The sequence below is a fragment of the Enterobacter sp. BIDMC 30 genome, assembly GCF_000534355.1.
Classification (GTDB): Bacteria; Pseudomonadota; Gammaproteobacteria; order Enterobacterales; family Enterobacteriaceae; genus Enterobacter; species Enterobacter ludwigii.
Genome location: NZ_KI973169.1, coordinates 1,312,441 through 1,328,235, shown reverse-complemented (window position 1 = coordinate 1,328,235; position 15,795 = coordinate 1,312,441). Strand labels below are relative to the sequence as shown.

The following is a 15,795-nucleotide window of genomic DNA, read 5'->3' as shown; positions in this document are numbered from 1 at the left end:
ATGAAACTGTCACGCGTGAGTGCCGTTAACTGGAATAAAATTCAGGATGATAAAGACCTGGAGGTGTGGAACCGCCTGACCAGCAACTTCTGGCTGCCGGAAAAAGTCCCGCTTTCAAACGATATTCCGGCCTGGCAAACCCTCAGCCACGCCGAACAGCAGCTGACGATCCGTGTGTTCACCGGTCTGACGCTGCTGGACACCATTCAAAATACCGTCGGTGCCCCTGCGCTGATGGCCGACGCGCTGACACCTCACGAAGAGGCGGTGATGTCGAACATCAGCTTTATGGAGGCGGTCCATGCCCGCTCCTACAGCTCGATTTTTTCGACGCTGTGCCAGACCAAAGATGTGGACGCGGCGTACACCTGGAGCGAAGAAAGCGAGTCATTGCAGCGAAAGGCCAGCCTGGTGCTGGAGTATTATCAGGCCGACGAACCGCTGAAGAAAAAAATTGCCAGCGTGTTTCTCGAATCCTTCCTGTTCTATTCGGGCTTCTGGTTACCGATGTACTGGTCGAGCCGCGGCAAGCTGACCAACACCGCCGATTTAATTCGCCTCATCATTCGTGATGAAGCCGTACACGGGTACTACATCGGCTATAAATATCAGAAAGGGCTGGAGAACGTCAGCGAAGAAAAGCGCGAAGCGTTAAAAGGTTTTGCCCTCGATTTGCTGATGGATTTGTACGAGAACGAACTGAGTTATACCGAAGAATTGTACGCCGGTACCGGTTGGGAGGAGGAGGTAAAAGCGTTTCTTTGCTACAACGCCAATAAAGCGCTGATGAATCTCGGCTACGAAGCGCTTTTCCCGCCGGAAATGGCCGACGTGAACCCGGCGATCCTGGCGGCACTGTCACCCAACGCCGATGAAAACCACGATTTCTTCTCCGGGTCTGGTTCGTCGTATGTGATGGGCAAAGCGGTGGAGACCGAAGATGAGGACTGGGATTTTTAATGCGCGGGTTAACGTTCATTAATTTAATATAATTCTAACAATTTCCTCCCTAATATTTCACGGGCAACTACACTGTAATTCCCCGCTCATATTCGCCTGAATCACTCCGATTCAGGCGAAATTTCGCTGCGCAAAAGCAAAAAATTCAGAAAAATTCTAACCACGCTCAGCCCTTTACTCATGGGAAATTCAGCCGTTTCGCTTACGGTAAAATTCCTGCCATAAGCAAACCCAGGGTTGTCTCAGATTCTCAGTATGTTAGGGTAATGCCAGTTAACTATTTACCATGGTAATGATATCGACATAAACAAATAACAGGACACTCTCTATTGCATGGCAATTAAATTAGAAGTGAAAAATCTTTATAAAGTATTTGGCGAGCATCCTCAGCGCGCATTCAAATATATTGAGAAAGGCCTTTCAAAAGAGCAAATTCTGGAAAAAACCGGGCTGTCGCTTGGCGTTAAAGACGCCAGTCTGGCCATTGAAGAAGGCGAGATTTTTGTCATCATGGGGTTATCCGGTTCGGGTAAATCCACTATGGTTCGCCTTCTCAATCGCCTGATTGAACCCACCCGTGGACAGGTGCTGATAGATGGCGTTGATATCGCCAGAATATCAGAGGCTGAACTTCGCGAGGTGCGCAGAAAGAAGATTGCAATGGTGTTCCAGTCATTCGCGCTGATGCCGCATATGACGGTTCTGGATAATGCCGCCTTTGGCATGGAATTAGCGGGCGTTACCGCTAATGAACGTCAGGAAAAAGCGCTGGATGCATTACGTCAGGTAGGCCTCGAGAATTATGCGCATGCCTACCCGGATGAGCTTTCCGGCGGGATGCGCCAGCGTGTCGGATTAGCCCGCGCATTAGCCATTAACCCAGACATTTTATTAATGGATGAAGCCTTCTCGGCACTCGATCCATTAATTCGCACCGAGATGCAGGATGAGCTGGTAAAATTACAGGCTAAACATCAACGTACCATTGTTTTTATTTCCCACGATCTTGATGAAGCCATGCGTATTGGTGACCGTATTGCCATTATGCAAAATGGTGAAGTGGTGCAGGTCGGCACGCCGGATGAAATTCTGAATAATCCGGCCAATGATTATGTGCGCACCTTCTTCCGCGGCGTGGATATTAGCCAGGTCTTTAGTGCGAAAGATATCGCCCGTCGTTCACCGAACGGTCTTATCCGCAAAACACCGGGCTTTGGTCCGCGCTCTGCACTGAAACTGTTGCAGGATGAAGATCGGGAATACGGTTATCTGATCGAACGCGGTAATAAATTTGTTGGCATTGTTTCCATCGACTCCCTGAAAACCGCACTCAGCGAAAATCAGGGCATTGATGCGGCGGTTATCGACTCCCCGCTTGCCGTGGACGCCGAAACGCCGCTCAGCGAGCTGCTCTCTCACGTTGGTCAGGCCCCGTGTGCCGTACCGGTAGTCAGTGAGGAACAACAGTACGTCGGCATCATCTCAAAACGCATGTTGCTGCAGGCTTTAGATCGCGAGGGGACAAACAATGGCTGATCAATCTAACCCGTGGGGAACCACCGAGGCGGCGGACAGCGCTGCTCAATCTGCCGATGCGTGGGGGTCTTCCACGCCTGCGCCAACCGATGGCGGCGCGGCGGACTGGCTCAACAGTGCACCGGCCCCTGCGCCAGAGCACTTCAATATTATGGATCCGTTTCATAAGACGCTGATCCCGCTGGATAGCTGGGTCACGGAGGGGATCGACTGGGTAGTGACTCACTTCCGTCCGGTCTTCCAGGGGATCCGCGTACCGGTGGATTACATCCTGAACGGTTTCCAGCAGCTGATGCTCGGCATGCCCGCGCCGGTCGCTATTGTGCTCTTCTCCCTGATTGCCTGGCAGTTTGGCAGCGCCGGCATGGGTGTCGCCACGCTGATCTCACTGATTGCCATCGGCGCGATTGGCGCCTGGTCGCAGGCAATGATCACCTTAGCGCTGGTGCTCACCGCCCTGCTCTTCTGCGTCGCTATCGGCCTGCCGATGGGGATCTGGCTGGCGCGCAGTCCGCGGGCGGCGAAGATTATTCGTCCGCTGCTGGATGCGATGCAGACCACCCCCGCGTTTGTCTACCTGGTGCCGATCGTGATGCTGTTTGGTATCGGCAACGTGCCGGGCGTCGTGGTGACCATTATCTTCGCCCTGCCGCCGGTCATTCGTCTGACGATACTCGGGATTAACCAGGTACCGGCCGATCTTATCGAGGCGTCGCGTTCATTTGGTGCCAGCCCGCGCCAGATGCTGTTCAAAGTTCAGCTTCCGCTGGCGATGCCAACCATCATGGCGGGTGTCAACCAGACGCTGATGCTGGCCCTCTCCATGGTGGTGATTGCCTCAATGATCGCCGTCGGCGGGCTGGGTCAGATGGTGCTGCGCGGCATTGGTCGTCTTGATATGGGACTGGCCACCGTGGGCGGCGTCGGCATTGTGATCCTCGCCATCATCCTTGACCGCCTGACGCAGGCTGTCGGTCGTGATTCACGCAGTCGCGGCAACCGTCGCTGGTATAGCACCGGCCCTGTCGGGTTAATCACCCGCCCATTCAGAAAATAAGGAACAACGATGCGACATCGCGTACTTTTTGCCACAGCGTTTGCCACCCTTGTCTCCACCAGCACGTTTGCAGCAGACCTGCCGGGCAAAGGCATTACCGTGCAACCGGTGCAGAGCACCATTTCAGAAGAGACCTTCCAGACGCTGTTAGTCAGCCGCGCGCTGGAAAAACTGGGCTATACGGTCAACACCCCAAGTGAAGTGGATTACAACGTGGGCTACACCTCGATTGCCTCCGGTGATGCCACCTTTACCGCCGTCAACTGGCAGCCGCTGCACGACGATATGTATGCCGCCGCCGGCGGGGATAAGAAATTCTACCGCGAAGGCACCTTCGTGACCGGTGCGGCGCAGGGATACCTGATCGACAAGAAAACAGCCGACCAGTACCACATCACCAATATCGAGCAGCTGAAGGATCCGAAGATTGCCAAACTGTTCGACACCAACGGTGACGGCAAAGCTGACATGATGGGCTGCTCGCCGGGCTGGGGCTGTGAGGCGGTGATTAATCACCAGAACAAAGCCTTTGACCTGGCGAAAACGGTCGACGTCAGCCACGGTAACTACTCGGCGATGATGGCCGACACCATTGCCCGCTTCAAAGAGGGTAAACCGGTTATCTATTACACCTGGACACCGTACTGGGTGAGCGACGTGCTGAAGCCGGGGAAAGACGTGGTGTGGCTGCAGGTGCCCTTCTCTTCCCTGCCGGGCGAGCAGAAAGATATCGACACCAAACTGCCAAACGGCATGAACTATGGCTTCCCGGTAAACACGATGCATATCGTTGCTAACAAAGCCTGGGCTGAGAAAAACCCGGCGGCAGCGAAGCTGTTCTCGGTGATGAAACTGCCTCTGGCGGACATCAACGCCCAGAACGCGATGATGCACGCGGGGAAATCCTCCGAAGCTGACATCAAAGGCCACGTGGATGGCTGGATCAAAGCCCACCAGCAGCAGTTTGATGGCTGGGTAAAAGAAGCGATGGACGCGCAGAAGTCATAAGAGCCCTTCAGACCTGCCCTCTCCCCACGGGAGAGGGTTAACTCCCCTAAACCGCACGATCCAGCACGTAACAATCCCACCACATTCACAATCATTCGCTATTATGGTTCACGGAAAAATAATCACTTAACTCACGATTCCTGAACCTGATGACTAAAACAACTCAAGGGCTTAGCCCGGCACTCATCCTTTTAATGTCCGTGGCAACGGGTCTGGCAGTCGCCAGTAACTACTACGCGCAGCCACTGCTCGATACTATCGCCCGCGCATTTAACCTTTCTGCCAGCTCCGCTGGCTTTATTGTCACCGCCGCGCAGCTTGGCTATGCCGCCGGGCTGCTTTTCCTCGTGCCGCTGGGCGATATGTTTGAACGTCGGATGCTGATTGTCTCCATGACCTTGCTGGCCGCTGGCGGGATGCTGATCACCGCCAGCAGCCACTCGTTAACGATGATGATTATCGGCACCGCGTTAACGGGTCTGTTCTCCGTCGTGGCGCAGATTCTGGTTCCGCTCGCCGCCACTCTCGCATCACCGGAAAAGCGCGGCAAGGTGGTGGGAACAATCATGAGCGGCCTGTTGCTGGGGATTTTGCTGGCGCGGACCGTCGCCGGGCTGCTGGCGAGTCTTGGTGGCTGGCGTACCGTGTATTGGGTGGCGAGCGTACTGATGGCCGTGATGGCGCTTGCCCTGTGGCGCGGGTTGCCAAAGGTGAAGCAGGAAAATCACCTTAATTATCCGCAGCTTCTCGCCTCCGTTTTCAGCCTCTTCACACACGATAAACTGCTGCGTACGCGTGCGTTGCTGGGCTGTTTGACCTTCGCCAACTTCAGCATCTTATGGACCTCAATGGCGTTTCTGCTGGCCGCGCCACCGTTCAATTATTCCGAAGCGGTGATTGGTCTGTTTGGTCTGGCGGGCGCTGCGGGAGCCCTGGGCGCGCGTCCGGCGGGCGGACTGGCGGATAAAGGCAAATCCCATCTGACGACCTCTGCCGGACTGGTTCTGCTCCTGCTCTCCTGGGCAGCCATCTGGTATGGCCATACCTCTGTGCTGGCGCTGATCGTCGGTATTCTCGTACTCGACCTCACCGTGCAGGGCGTGCATATCACTAACCAGACCGTCATCTACCGCGTGAAGCCAGAGGCGCGTAACCGCCTCACGGCCGGATACATGACCAGCTATTTTATTGGCGGCGCAGCGGGTTCGTTAATTTCAGCCTCGGCGTGGCAGCATGCCGGTTGGTCAGGCGTGTGCGGGATAGGGGCAATCGTCGCCGCGCTGAATCTGCTAGTATGGTGGCGTGGGTACCATCGCCAGGACGTAATTAACTAAGTTTTACATTGCTTTGGGCCTCTTAGGGTGTAAAGGGGCCCTGCAGTCTGTTAATGTAAACGTAATCATTTATCCCAGAAATTTTAATGTGGGTGACATATTTTCTACCGGCATGAATAGTTCAGACCCCCGTCCTCACATCCTCTCTTCCGCGGGTTCACTCCCAACGCTCTCTGTGCTCACCGGGTCACGGACTTACCCGGCGCTTTCTGATGGTGACATAAGTTTGGCGGATATAACCGCACAAATAATTCATTTACATTATTTGTCACTATCGTTACTATATCGGCTGTAATTAATGAGGTTATGCCCAAATGGATAGTTCGTTTACGCCCATTGAACAAATGCTTAAATTCCGCGCCAGTCGTCATGAGGACTTCCCGTATCAGGAGATCCTGCTGACCCGCCTGTGCATGCACATGCAGGGTAAGCTACTGGAAAATCGTAATAAAATGCTGAAAGCTCAAGGGATTAACGAGACGTTGTTTATGGCGTTAATTACGCTGGAGTCTCAGGAAAATCACAGCATTCAGCCGTCAGAGCTGAGCTGCGCGCTGGGTTCATCCCGTACTAATGCCACCCGTATTGCCGATGAACTGGAAAAACGCGGCTGGATTGAACGCCGTGAAAGCGATAACGATCGCCGCTGCCTGCATCTGCAGCTGACCGACAAAGGTCACCAATTCCTGCGTGAGGTGCTGCCACCTCAGCATAATTGCCTGCATCAACTGTGGTCTGCCCTCAGCACCACCGAGCGCGACCAGCTTGAGCACATTACTCGCAAGCTGCTGACCCGTCTGGACCAGATGGATGAAGACGGCGCTGTTCTAGAGGCGCTGCGCTAACGCGACAACACGCTCAACAATCCCAGACTCATAAGAAAACCGACAGGCCAGCACGTCACACTGCTGGCCTTTCTGACAACAGCTCGGCTCAGCCGATGTGAAAATAAGAAGATCGTGGAGAACAACAATGAGCGCAAATGCGGAGAGCACTACCCCGCAGCAACCGGTCAATAAAAAGGGCAAACGCAAAAGCGCCCTTATTGTACTGACATTGCTCTTTATTATTATTGCCGTGGCATATGGGATCTATTGGTTTTTAGTATTGCGTCATGCTGAAGAGACAGACGATGCATACGTGGCAGGGAACCAGGTACAAATTATGGCGCAGGTATCGGGCAGCGTGACGAAAGTCTGGGCTGATAACACCGATTTTGTGCAAAAAGGGGATGTATTGGTCACGCTCGATCCGACCGACGCCCAACAGGCTTTTGAAAAAGCCCAGACCGCGCTGGCCTCCAGCGTCCGTCAGACCCGCCAGCTGATGATCAACAGCAAGCAGCTGCAGGCCAACATCGACGTGCAGAAAACCGCACTGGCGCAGGCGCAAAGCGACCTGAACCGTCGCGTTCCCCTCGGCACTGCCAACCTGATTGGCCGTGAAGAGCTGCAGCACGCGCGTGATGCCGTTGCCAGCGCACAGGCGCAGCTGGACGTGGCGATTCAACAGTACAACGCCAACCAGGCGATGGTGCTGGGCACCAGCCTGGAAAACCAGCCCGCCGTGCAACAGGCTGCCACCGACGTGCGCAACGCGTGGCTTGCCCTGCAGCGTACTAAAATTGTCAGCCCGATGACCGGCTACGTCTCTCGGCGTTCCGTCCAGCCTGGCGCCCAAATTAGCCCAACCACGCCGCTGATGGCGGTCGTTCCGGCGGACAACCTGTGGGTTGATGCGAACTTTAAAGAGACGCAGCTTGCCCATATGCGTATCGGCCAGACCGCGACGGTGATCAGCGATATTTACGGTGATGACGTGAAGTACACCGGGAAAGTGGTCGGCCTGGATATGGGGACCGGCAGTGCCTTCTCCCTGTTGCCAGCGCAAAACGCCACCGGGAACTGGATCAAAGTGGTTCAGCGCTTGCCTGTACGTATTGAACTGGATGCAAAACAGCTGGCGGACCATCCGCTGCGTATTGGCCTCTCTACGCTGGTAACGGTTGATACCGCCAACCGCGATGGTCAGATCCTGGCAAGTCAGGTGCGCAGCACCCCGGCTTATGAAAGTAACGCCCGTGAAATTAGCCTCGATCCGGTCAATAAACTGATCGATGACATCGTGAAGGCAAACGCCGGTTAATCCGAAGGTGAGCGTTATGCAACAGCAAAAGCCGCAAAAACCGCTGGAGGGGGCGCAACTGGTTATCATGACCATTGCGCTGTCGCTGGCGACATTCATGCAGGTGCTGGACTCTACCATCGCAAACGTGGCGATCCCGACCATCGCCGGTAACCTTGGCTCGTCACTGAGCCAGGGGACCTGGGTCATTACCTCGTTTGGGGTGGCAAACGCCATCTCCATCCCTATCACCGGCTGGCTGGCGAAGCGCGTCGGTGAAGTGAAGCTGTTCCTGTGGTCAACGGTATTGTTCGTGCTCGCCTCCTGGGCGTGCGGCATGTCCAACAGCCTGACGATGCTGATCATCTTCCGCGTCATTCAGGGGATTGTGGCCGGGCCGCTGATTCCGCTGTCGCAGAGTTTGCTGCTGAACAACTATCCGCCCGCTAAGCGCTCTATCGCGCTGGCGCTGTGGTCAATGACGGTGATTGTCGCACCGATTTGCGGGCCTATCCTCGGCGGCTATATCAGCGACAACTACCACTGGGGCTGGATCTTCTTCATCAACGTGCCGATTGGTGCGCTGGTGGTGATGCTGACCCTGCAAACGCTGCGCGGTCGCGAAACCCGAACAGAGCAGCGGCGAATTGACGCCATTGGCCTGGCGCTGCTGGTGGTCGGGATCGGTAGCCTGCAGGTGATGCTCGATCAGGGTAAAGAGCTGGACTGGTTTAATTCGACAGAGATTATCATCCTGACCGTTGTCGCGGTGATATCGCTGAGCTTCCTGATCGTCTGGGAGCTGACGGACGATAACCCGATCGTCGATCTCTCGCTGTTTAAGTCGCGAAACTTCACCATCGGCTGCCTGTGTATCAGCCTGGCCTACATGCTCTACTTCGGCGCAATCGTTCTGCTGCCGCAGCTGTTGCAGGAGGTATATGGCTACACCGCAACCTGGGCAGGTTTGGCTTCTGCGCCAGTGGGGTTAATTCCGGTCCTGCTGTCGCCGATTATCGGCCGCTTCGCTCACAAGCTCGACATGCGCAGGCTGGTGACCTTCAGCTTTATTATGTACGCGGTGTGCTTCTACTGGCGCGCGTATACGTTCGAGCCGGGCATGGACTTTGGCGCGTCCGCGTGGCCGCAGTTCATTCAGGGCTTCGCCGTGGCGTGCTTCTTTATGCCGCTGACGACCATTACGCTTTCCGGCTTGCCGCCTGAGCGCATGGCGGCGGCATCAAGCCTGTCGAACTTTACGCGTACGCTGGCAGGCTCCATCGGGACGTCGATCACCACGACCCTTTGGACCAACCGCGAGTCGATGCACCATGCGCAATTGACCGAAGCGGTGAACCCGTTCAACCCTAACTCGCAGCAGATGTACAGTCAGCTTCAGGGAATGGGAATGACGGAGCAGCAGGCGTCCGGCTGGATCGCTCAGCAGATCACCAACCAGGGCCTGATTATCTCGGCAAACGAGATATTCTGGATATCGGCGGGGATCTTTATCATCCTGCTGGGACTGGTATGGTTTGCCCGACCACCGTTTGGCGCCGGAGGCGGCGGCGGCGGTGCGCACTAACGTGCGGTGTCCAGATCGCGACAGCGATTGTCAGTAACGATAAAGCAGCGCTCCTGAAATCGATTCACGATAGTGAAAAGACAACAGGAGCGCACCATGCTGAAAACACCTTCCGACAAATACCAACCTCAACCTGCTATTTCCCTGCCCGATCGCCGCTGGCCTGAGCAACGCCTCACGCAGGCGCCGCGCTGGCTTTCCACCGATTTACGCGACGGTAATCAGGCCCTTGCCGAGCCGATGGACAGCAACCGCAAACTGCAGTTCTGGGCGTTGTTACTGCGTTGCGGATTCAAAGAAATCGAAGTCGCTTTCCCCTCTGCCTCGCAGACGGATTTCAATTTTGTGCGTCAGTTGATCGACGAAAACCGCATTCCGGATGACGTCACCATTCAGGTATTAACCCAGGCGCGTGAAGACCTTATCCTGCGCACCTTTGCGTCGCTGCGCGGGGCGAAGCAGGCCACGGTACACCTGTATAACGCCACCGCCCCGCTGTTCCGCCGCCTGGTGTTCGGCATGGAGAAAGCGCAAATCGTTGAGCTGGCGACCCGTTCCACGCGTCTTATCCGCACGCTGTGCGAAGAGAATCCCGCCACCCGCTGGCAATACGAATACTCTCCGGAAACTTTCTGCTTTACCGAGCCGGAATTTGCGCTGGAGATTTGCGAAGCCGTGGCGGACATCTGGCAGCCGTGCGCCGAACGCCCGATGGTGATCAACTTACCGGCCACCGTTGAGGTCAGTACACCGAATGTCTATGCCGATCAGATTGAGTATTTCTGCCGTCATTTCAGCCGCCGCAGCGATGTCTGCATCAGCGTCCATCCGCATAACGACCGCGGCACCGGTGTCGCCAGCGCGGAGCTGGCCCTGATGGCCGGTGCAGACCGTGTCGAAGGGTGTCTGTTTGGTAACGGCGAACGAACCGGTAACATCTGCCTGGTCACGCTGGCGATGAACCTCTACAGCCAGGGGATTAGCCCGAATCTGGACTTTAGCGACATGAATCACGTGGTGGAGGTGGTAGAAACCTGCAACCAGCTGCCGGTGCATCCGCGCCATCCGTGGGCAGGACGGCTGGCGTATACCGCATTTTCAGGTTCGCATCAGGATGCCATCAAGAAAGGCTTTGATGCCCGCAAGCCTGACGAACGCTGGGAGATGCCCTATCTGCCGGTTGACCCACAGGATATTGGTTGCACCTACGAAGCGGTGATCCGGGTTAACAGCCAGTCAGGAAAAAGCGGCAGCGCGTGGCTTATTGAACAAAATCATGGTCTGAAATTACCCCGCGCCCTGCAGCAGGACTTTAGCCAGCACGTACAGCAGGAAACCGACCAGCACGGTAAAGAGATGACGCAGCATGCGCTGTGGCTACTGTTCCGCACCCGTTATGGGCTGGTAGAGACGCCGGGCTTTGCCCTGCACGCTTACCGTAGCGACAGCCAGCAGGACGGGCAGTTACATCTGACGGCAAGCGTCACGACGCAGGGCGGGATGCGCCAGCTGGAGGGGCAAGGCAACGGGCTGTTATCCGCGGCGGCCAATGGTCTAAGCCGCTGGGTCACGACCCCGTTTGTCATTAAGGACTATCACGAACATACGCTTGGGGAGCGCAGCGACAGCCGCTCGGTGGCGTATATCCGCTGTCTGTTTCAGGATGGTAGCAGCCGCTGGGGCGTGGGCATTGACAGCGACGTGGCCCGCGCGTCTCTTCAGGCCCTGTTCAATGCTGTCAGCTAGCTGTCTTTGAAATAATCGCTGGGTGATATCCCCATCACCCGGCGAAACATCGCCGTAAAGGCACTGTGGCTGCCGTAGCCCAGATCCAGCGCCACGCGTAGCACTGGCTGACCTTGTCCCAGGCGCAGCAGCGCTTCCAGCAGGCGCGCCCTTCTTAGCCACTCACCGTAGCTTAACCCCGTCTGCTGCTTGAAATGGCGGTTCATCGTGCGTTCACTCATACCAAGCGTGTTTGCGGCCTGCATGCTGCCCCAGCTTTCCCCCGGCAACAGCCGGATCTGCTGGCAAAGGGTACGCAACGGCTCGCTTTCCGGCTCAGGCAGGTGAAACGGCAGCACCCGCATCGTGCGGATTTCATCCAGAATGAGCTCATATACGCGCTCATCACGACTGCCCGGCGAGTAGGACGCCTCAAGCGTCAGCGAGGTGAGGATAAGTTCGCGTAACAGACCGGAGATCTGGACTATCTGACAGGTTGCCGGAAGATCGGCTCGCGCGAGGGGATCGATAAACAGCGTGCGCGCCGCAACGTTGCCGGTAATACGCAAAGAGTGCGGAGTGCCCGCGGGTAGCCAGACGCCGCGTCCGGGCGGCACCACCCAACAACCTGATGCGGTATCGACTCTCACCACCCCACTCAGGGTATGCAGCAATTGCGCGCAGTCGTGCTGATGCCACGGCTCGCTGTCGCCATGAAGGTAATCATGGGCATAAGGAACAAGTGGGCGATGGGTAAAGGAGAAGGTTGAGGTTGTGGTCATGAGGTTAAACGCCCCTCACCCTACCCTCTCCCTGAGGGAGAGGGAAAAGGTGCACTAGATGTGCAGTTCCTGCAGTTTTTCTTTTGGCAGCGCCAGCGCTTCATTGCTGTTTACGCGAACGTCACGCTCGATGATATGACGCGCGATCTCCTGGGCTTCTTCCAGAGAGTGCATCTGGTAAGTTCCGCACTGATATACGTTCAGCTCAGGGATCTGGTTCTGCTCTTTCACCTTCAGCACATCTTCCATTGCCGCTTTCCAGGCATCCGCGACGCGTTTCTCTTCAGGCTGGCCAATCAGGCTCATGTAGAAACCGGTACGGCAACCCATCGGAGAGATATCGATGATCTCCACGCCATTACCGTTCAGGTGGTCGCGCATAAACCCGGCAAACAGGTGCTCCAGGGTGTGAATGCCTTTCTCTGGCATCACTTCTTTGTTAGGCACGCAGAAACGCAGATCGAATACGGTGATCGTGTCGCCGTGCGGGGTGTGCATGGTCTTCGCCACACGTACTGCAGGTGCTTCCATACGGGTATGGTCGACAGTAAAGCTATCTAATAACGGCATACGTCACCTCCGATAGTGATTTTTTTTAAAATAAACTGAACTCTTCTACAAAATGCACGTCTGAGTATATGAAAGACGCGCATTTGTTATCATCATCCCTGAATTCAGAGATGTATATTTTGGCCACAGCGATGTGGCCTTTTTCTTTTCTGTTAAGCCTGTTTCGCCAGAAACGCCTCAAACGACTCCGTATCCGCCGCTTCAACCTCTTTCTGACGCACGACAGAGGCGTCTCGTTCTGCCACAAAATCGGCTTCACTCAGAATCTCTAACGGCTCCTGCTTCAGCATCTCGCGGTATTCCGCAGAGAGCGAACGCCCGGTGCCGCCAATACCCTGATCAATCATAGAACGCAGAATACGCGCTGAGAACGTCAGTTCCGGGTTATCAAACGATTCAACCAGCTGGTCGCACACGTTCTGATAGGCTTCCCCACCGTCAATGCTGTCCATGGTCCGGGCAACACGCTTCAGGTCGCGGAACAGATCCTTACCCACTTTCGTCAGTGGGAACTGCGCTGTCTCGCAGCCAATACCCAGCGTCAGACCCGGCTTGCGCCCTTCCAGAATCACGCGGTTCCAGTTGGTACGGGTACAGAGCAGTTCCTCTGAACTCATTTCCGGCGCATCCGCCAGTACGCACCAGACCATAAACAGATCCAGGAAGCGAACCTGCTGCTCATCAACGCCGATGGGTGAGAACGGGTTGATATCCAGCGAGCGCACTTCTATGTATTCAATCCCGCCGCGCTGCAGTGCATCCGACGGGGTTTCACCGCTGCGCGTAACGCGCTTCGGACGAATAGGCGCGTACAGTTCATTTTCAATCTGCAACACGTTGCTGTTGATCTGCAGGCGCTTACCGTCTTTTTCGAGGCCGATTTTCTCGTACTCTTCCGACGGCGTTTTGATCGCCCGCTTCAATCCTGCCACATATTCGTGCAATTCGTTAAACGTAATACCGAGATTGCTTTGCGACTTATTGGTATAACCCAGATCGCTAAGACGCAGGGAGGTGGCGTACGGGAGATAGTACATTCCACACTCTGTCTTCTCGAACGGCAGCGTGGTCGGTTTCCCCTGCAGGAATGACGAGCATATCGCAGGCGATGCCCCAAACAGATACGGAATGACCCAGCCAAAACGATAGTAGTTGCGGATCAGGCGAAAATAACCCGCGGAGATCGCGTCTTTATCCGTTTCGCCGCACTTCGCCTGCCAGAACGCCATGGGTAAAGAGAAATTGTAATGCACGCCAGAAATGGTCTGCATCAACGCACCGTAGCGGTTTTTCAGCCCCTCACGATAGAGCGTTTTCAGCTGACCGATATTTGACGTGCCGTATTGCGCCAGTTCAATCTCCTGGCCTTGTTCGATATAGCACGGCATGCTGAGCGGCCACATACGCTCATCACCCAGATTGCGGGCAGTGTAGCGATGGATGTCGCGCAGAATCGTTAGCATATGATCAATATCACCATCCACTGGCGTGATGAATTCCAGCAGCGCTTCAGCGAAATCGGTTGTGATCCATTTATGTGTCAGCGCCGAGCCTAACGCCTTCGGGTGACCCGTTGTCGCTAAGCTACCGTCCGCGTTAACGCGCAGCGTTTCACGCTCAAGACCACGCTGAATACCCTTCAGTGCCTGAGGGTGATTTTCCAGCCAGGCCAGCGCCTGAGATACGTCCGGGATCAAATTGACCTCCCGCCTGTCAAAGTATTGTTACTCAGCATAATTGTAATGGTTGACGATTGAAGGTCGCGTATTCATTCCACCAATTAGTGCCACCACGTCATACCCTGTAGTGTTGCCCATGCCACGAGAACATAGCGCAACGCCTTGCCAAGGCACAAAAAAAAGAGCACTGGCCCCCAGGAGATGCGCATCCATCCCGCCAGCAGGCACAGTAAATCACCTATTACAGGCATCCAGCTTAATAACAGCGTGGCAGCGCCATAGCGTTTTAGCCAGCCGACTGCCTTTTCCTGCCAGCGCGATTTTTCACGCAGCGGAAAGAAACGCCCAAGAATAACGTTAGTCAGCCCTCCAAAGCTATTACCCATTGTTGCTATTAACACGAGCAACCAGGGCTGACTCACGCCAGACAACAGCATCGCTACCAGCACCACTTCCGAATTTCCCGGCAAGAGCGTGGCGCTTAAAAAACTGCTGGCGAATAATGATAAAAGTGACAGCGCGTCACTCACAGTAAGCGGACGTCCACAACATCCATCCCGGCATCGCGCGCGGCCTGAATACCAAAATCAGCATCTTCGAACACAACACATTTCACCGCAGGCACACCCATCAATTCTGCACAACGCAGGAAGGTGTCCGGTGCGGGCTTGTGATTTTGAACATGATCGGCGGCAACCACCGCAGAGAAATAATGGCGCAGGCCAAGATGGGTGAGCAGCGCTTCCGCAATAGCGCTTTCACTGCCCGTGCCAACGGACATAGGACGACGCCCGTGCCATGCTTTTACGACGTCAATTAACGGTAACGGGCGCACGGTATCTAAAAGCATCGCTTTTACCGCATCGGTTTTTTCACGGGCCAGAAGGTGCGGGTCGAGATCGGCATGATTACGTTCAATCACGGCCTGCGCTATACGCCAGGTTGGGGCTCCGTTGAGGGCGATCATCGCCTGAAGATCGAAACGCATACCGTAACGAGCAAGGACATCAGTCCAGGCTTGACGATGCGTGGGTTCGGTATCCAGGAGAGTGCCATCCATATCGAAGATCAAACCGTCATACTGTGCGTACATCGTGCTCTCGCTAAACGATTAACAAAGCATTACTTTATCGTAAACGGTGGTTTTTGTCGCTCAAAGAGAAATGATTGCTGACGGAACGTCGAAGGAATAACCAGGGAGAAAGAGAGTGGTACAGAAAAGAAGATGGTGCATCCGGGAGGATTACTCGGCTACGCCTCGCCCTTCGGGCCGTTGCTAAGCAACGTTATCTTCCCTGGTGCTTGCGGCTAACCCGCAGACCTTGAAACAACAGCCTTGCTGTTATCTCGGAGAAGATGGTGCATCCGGGAGGATTCGAACCTCCGACCGCTCGGTTCGTAGCCGAGTACTCTATCCAGCTGAGCTACGGATGCA

General features: G+C 55.3%; 14 protein-coding genes and 1 tRNA gene. 9 read left to right on the top strand and 6 right to left on the bottom strand.

All coding sequences use genetic code 11. The features are described from left to right. From nrdF to leuA, 9 genes are all read left to right on the top strand, one after another. Positions 1-960, top strand: a complete 960-nt coding sequence (gene nrdF / locus L466_RS15905) for a class 1b ribonucleoside-diphosphate reductase subunit beta (protein ID WP_020883863.1) — start codon at positions 1-3, stop codon at positions 958-960. Between the two features lie 333 nt (positions 961-1,293). Then, on the top strand, positions 1,294-2,496 hold the full coding sequence (gene proV / locus L466_RS15910) for a glycine betaine/L-proline ABC transporter ATP-binding protein ProV (protein ID WP_020883862.1): 1,203 nt from the start codon (positions 1,294-1,296) through the stop codon (positions 2,494-2,496). Beyond that, a complete protein-coding gene (proW, locus tag L466_RS15915) occupies positions 2,489-3,553 on the top strand; it encodes a glycine betaine/L-proline ABC transporter permease ProW (RefSeq protein ID WP_014171320.1) in 1,065 nt (354 codons plus the stop codon). The genes proV and proW overlap by 8 nt, the downstream gene beginning before the upstream one ends. Positions 3,554-3,562: 9 nt before the next feature. Continuing rightward, positions 3,563-4,561 carry a glycine betaine/L-proline ABC transporter substrate-binding protein ProX gene (gene proX, locus L466_RS15920; RefSeq protein ID WP_014171321.1) on the top strand — a complete coding sequence of 333 codons (999 nt, stop codon included), beginning with the start codon at positions 3,563-3,565 and terminating at the stop codon, positions 4,559-4,561. Between the two features lie 149 nt (positions 4,562-4,710). Next, positions 4,711-5,895: an MFS transporter gene (locus L466_RS15925; protein WP_014171322.1), complete on the top strand. Its 1,185-nt coding sequence runs from the start codon at positions 4,711-4,713 to the stop codon at positions 5,893-5,895. A 314-nt stretch (positions 5,896-6,209) separates the two neighbouring features. Beyond that, positions 6,210-6,740 carry a multidrug efflux transporter EmrAB transcriptional repressor EmrR gene (emrR, locus tag L466_RS15930; RefSeq protein WP_014171323.1) on the top strand — a complete coding sequence of 177 codons (531 nt, stop codon included), beginning with the start codon at positions 6,210-6,212 and terminating at the stop codon, positions 6,738-6,740. A gap of 127 nt (positions 6,741-6,867) precedes the next feature. Then, positions 6,868-8,040 carry a multidrug efflux MFS transporter periplasmic adaptor subunit EmrA gene (emrA, locus tag L466_RS15935; protein WP_020883861.1) on the top strand — a complete coding sequence of 391 codons (1,173 nt, stop codon included), beginning with the start codon at positions 6,868-6,870 and terminating at the stop codon, positions 8,038-8,040. A gap of 16 nt (positions 8,041-8,056) precedes the next feature. Then, positions 8,057-9,604, top strand: a complete 1,548-nt coding sequence (gene emrB / locus L466_RS15940; RefSeq protein WP_020883860.1) for a multidrug efflux MFS transporter permease subunit EmrB — start codon at positions 8,057-8,059, stop codon at positions 9,602-9,604. Positions 9,605-9,700: 96 nt separating this feature from the next. Beyond that, positions 9,701-11,350 carry a 2-isopropylmalate synthase gene (leuA, locus tag L466_RS15945; protein WP_032680420.1) on the top strand — a complete coding sequence of 550 codons (1,650 nt, stop codon included), beginning with the start codon at positions 9,701-9,703 and terminating at the stop codon, positions 11,348-11,350. Here the strand turns inward: leuA and L466_RS15950 are convergent. The 6 genes from L466_RS15950 to L466_RS15975 all read right to left on the bottom strand — a co-directional run bounded on the left by L466_RS15950 (position 11,347) and on the right by L466_RS15975 (position 15,794). After that, a complete protein-coding gene (locus L466_RS15950; protein ID WP_032680417.1) occupies positions 11,347-12,111 on the bottom strand; it encodes an AraC family transcriptional regulator in 765 nt (254 codons plus the stop codon). The genes leuA and L466_RS15950 overlap by 4 nt on opposite strands. A 54-nt stretch (positions 12,112-12,165) precedes the next feature. Then, positions 12,166-12,681 carry an S-ribosylhomocysteine lyase gene (gene luxS, locus L466_RS15955; RefSeq protein ID WP_032680415.1) on the bottom strand — a complete coding sequence of 172 codons (516 nt, stop codon included), beginning with the start codon at positions 12,679-12,681 and terminating at the stop codon, positions 12,166-12,168. A gap of 152 nt (positions 12,682-12,833) precedes the next feature. Next, positions 12,834-14,378: a glutamate--cysteine ligase gene (gene gshA, locus L466_RS15960; protein WP_014171329.1), complete on the bottom strand. Its 1,545-nt coding sequence runs from the start codon at positions 14,376-14,378 to the stop codon at positions 12,834-12,836. Between the two features lie 83 nt (positions 14,379-14,461). Further along, the gene (locus tag L466_RS15965; RefSeq protein ID WP_032678833.1) at positions 14,462-14,890 is read right to left on the bottom strand and encodes a YqaA family protein; all 429 of its coding nucleotides are present in this window, start codon (positions 14,888-14,890) and stop codon (positions 14,462-14,464) included. Further along, positions 14,887-15,453 carry a fructose-1-phosphate/6-phosphogluconate phosphatase gene (gene yqaB / locus L466_RS15970; protein WP_014171331.1) on the bottom strand — a complete coding sequence of 189 codons (567 nt, stop codon included), beginning with the start codon at positions 15,451-15,453 and terminating at the stop codon, positions 14,887-14,889. The genes L466_RS15965 and yqaB overlap by 4 nt, the downstream gene beginning before the upstream one ends. A 264-nt stretch (positions 15,454-15,717) precedes the next feature. Next, a tRNA-Arg gene (locus L466_RS15975) sits at positions 15,718-15,794 on the bottom strand. Between the last annotated feature and the right edge of the window lies 1 nt (position 15,795).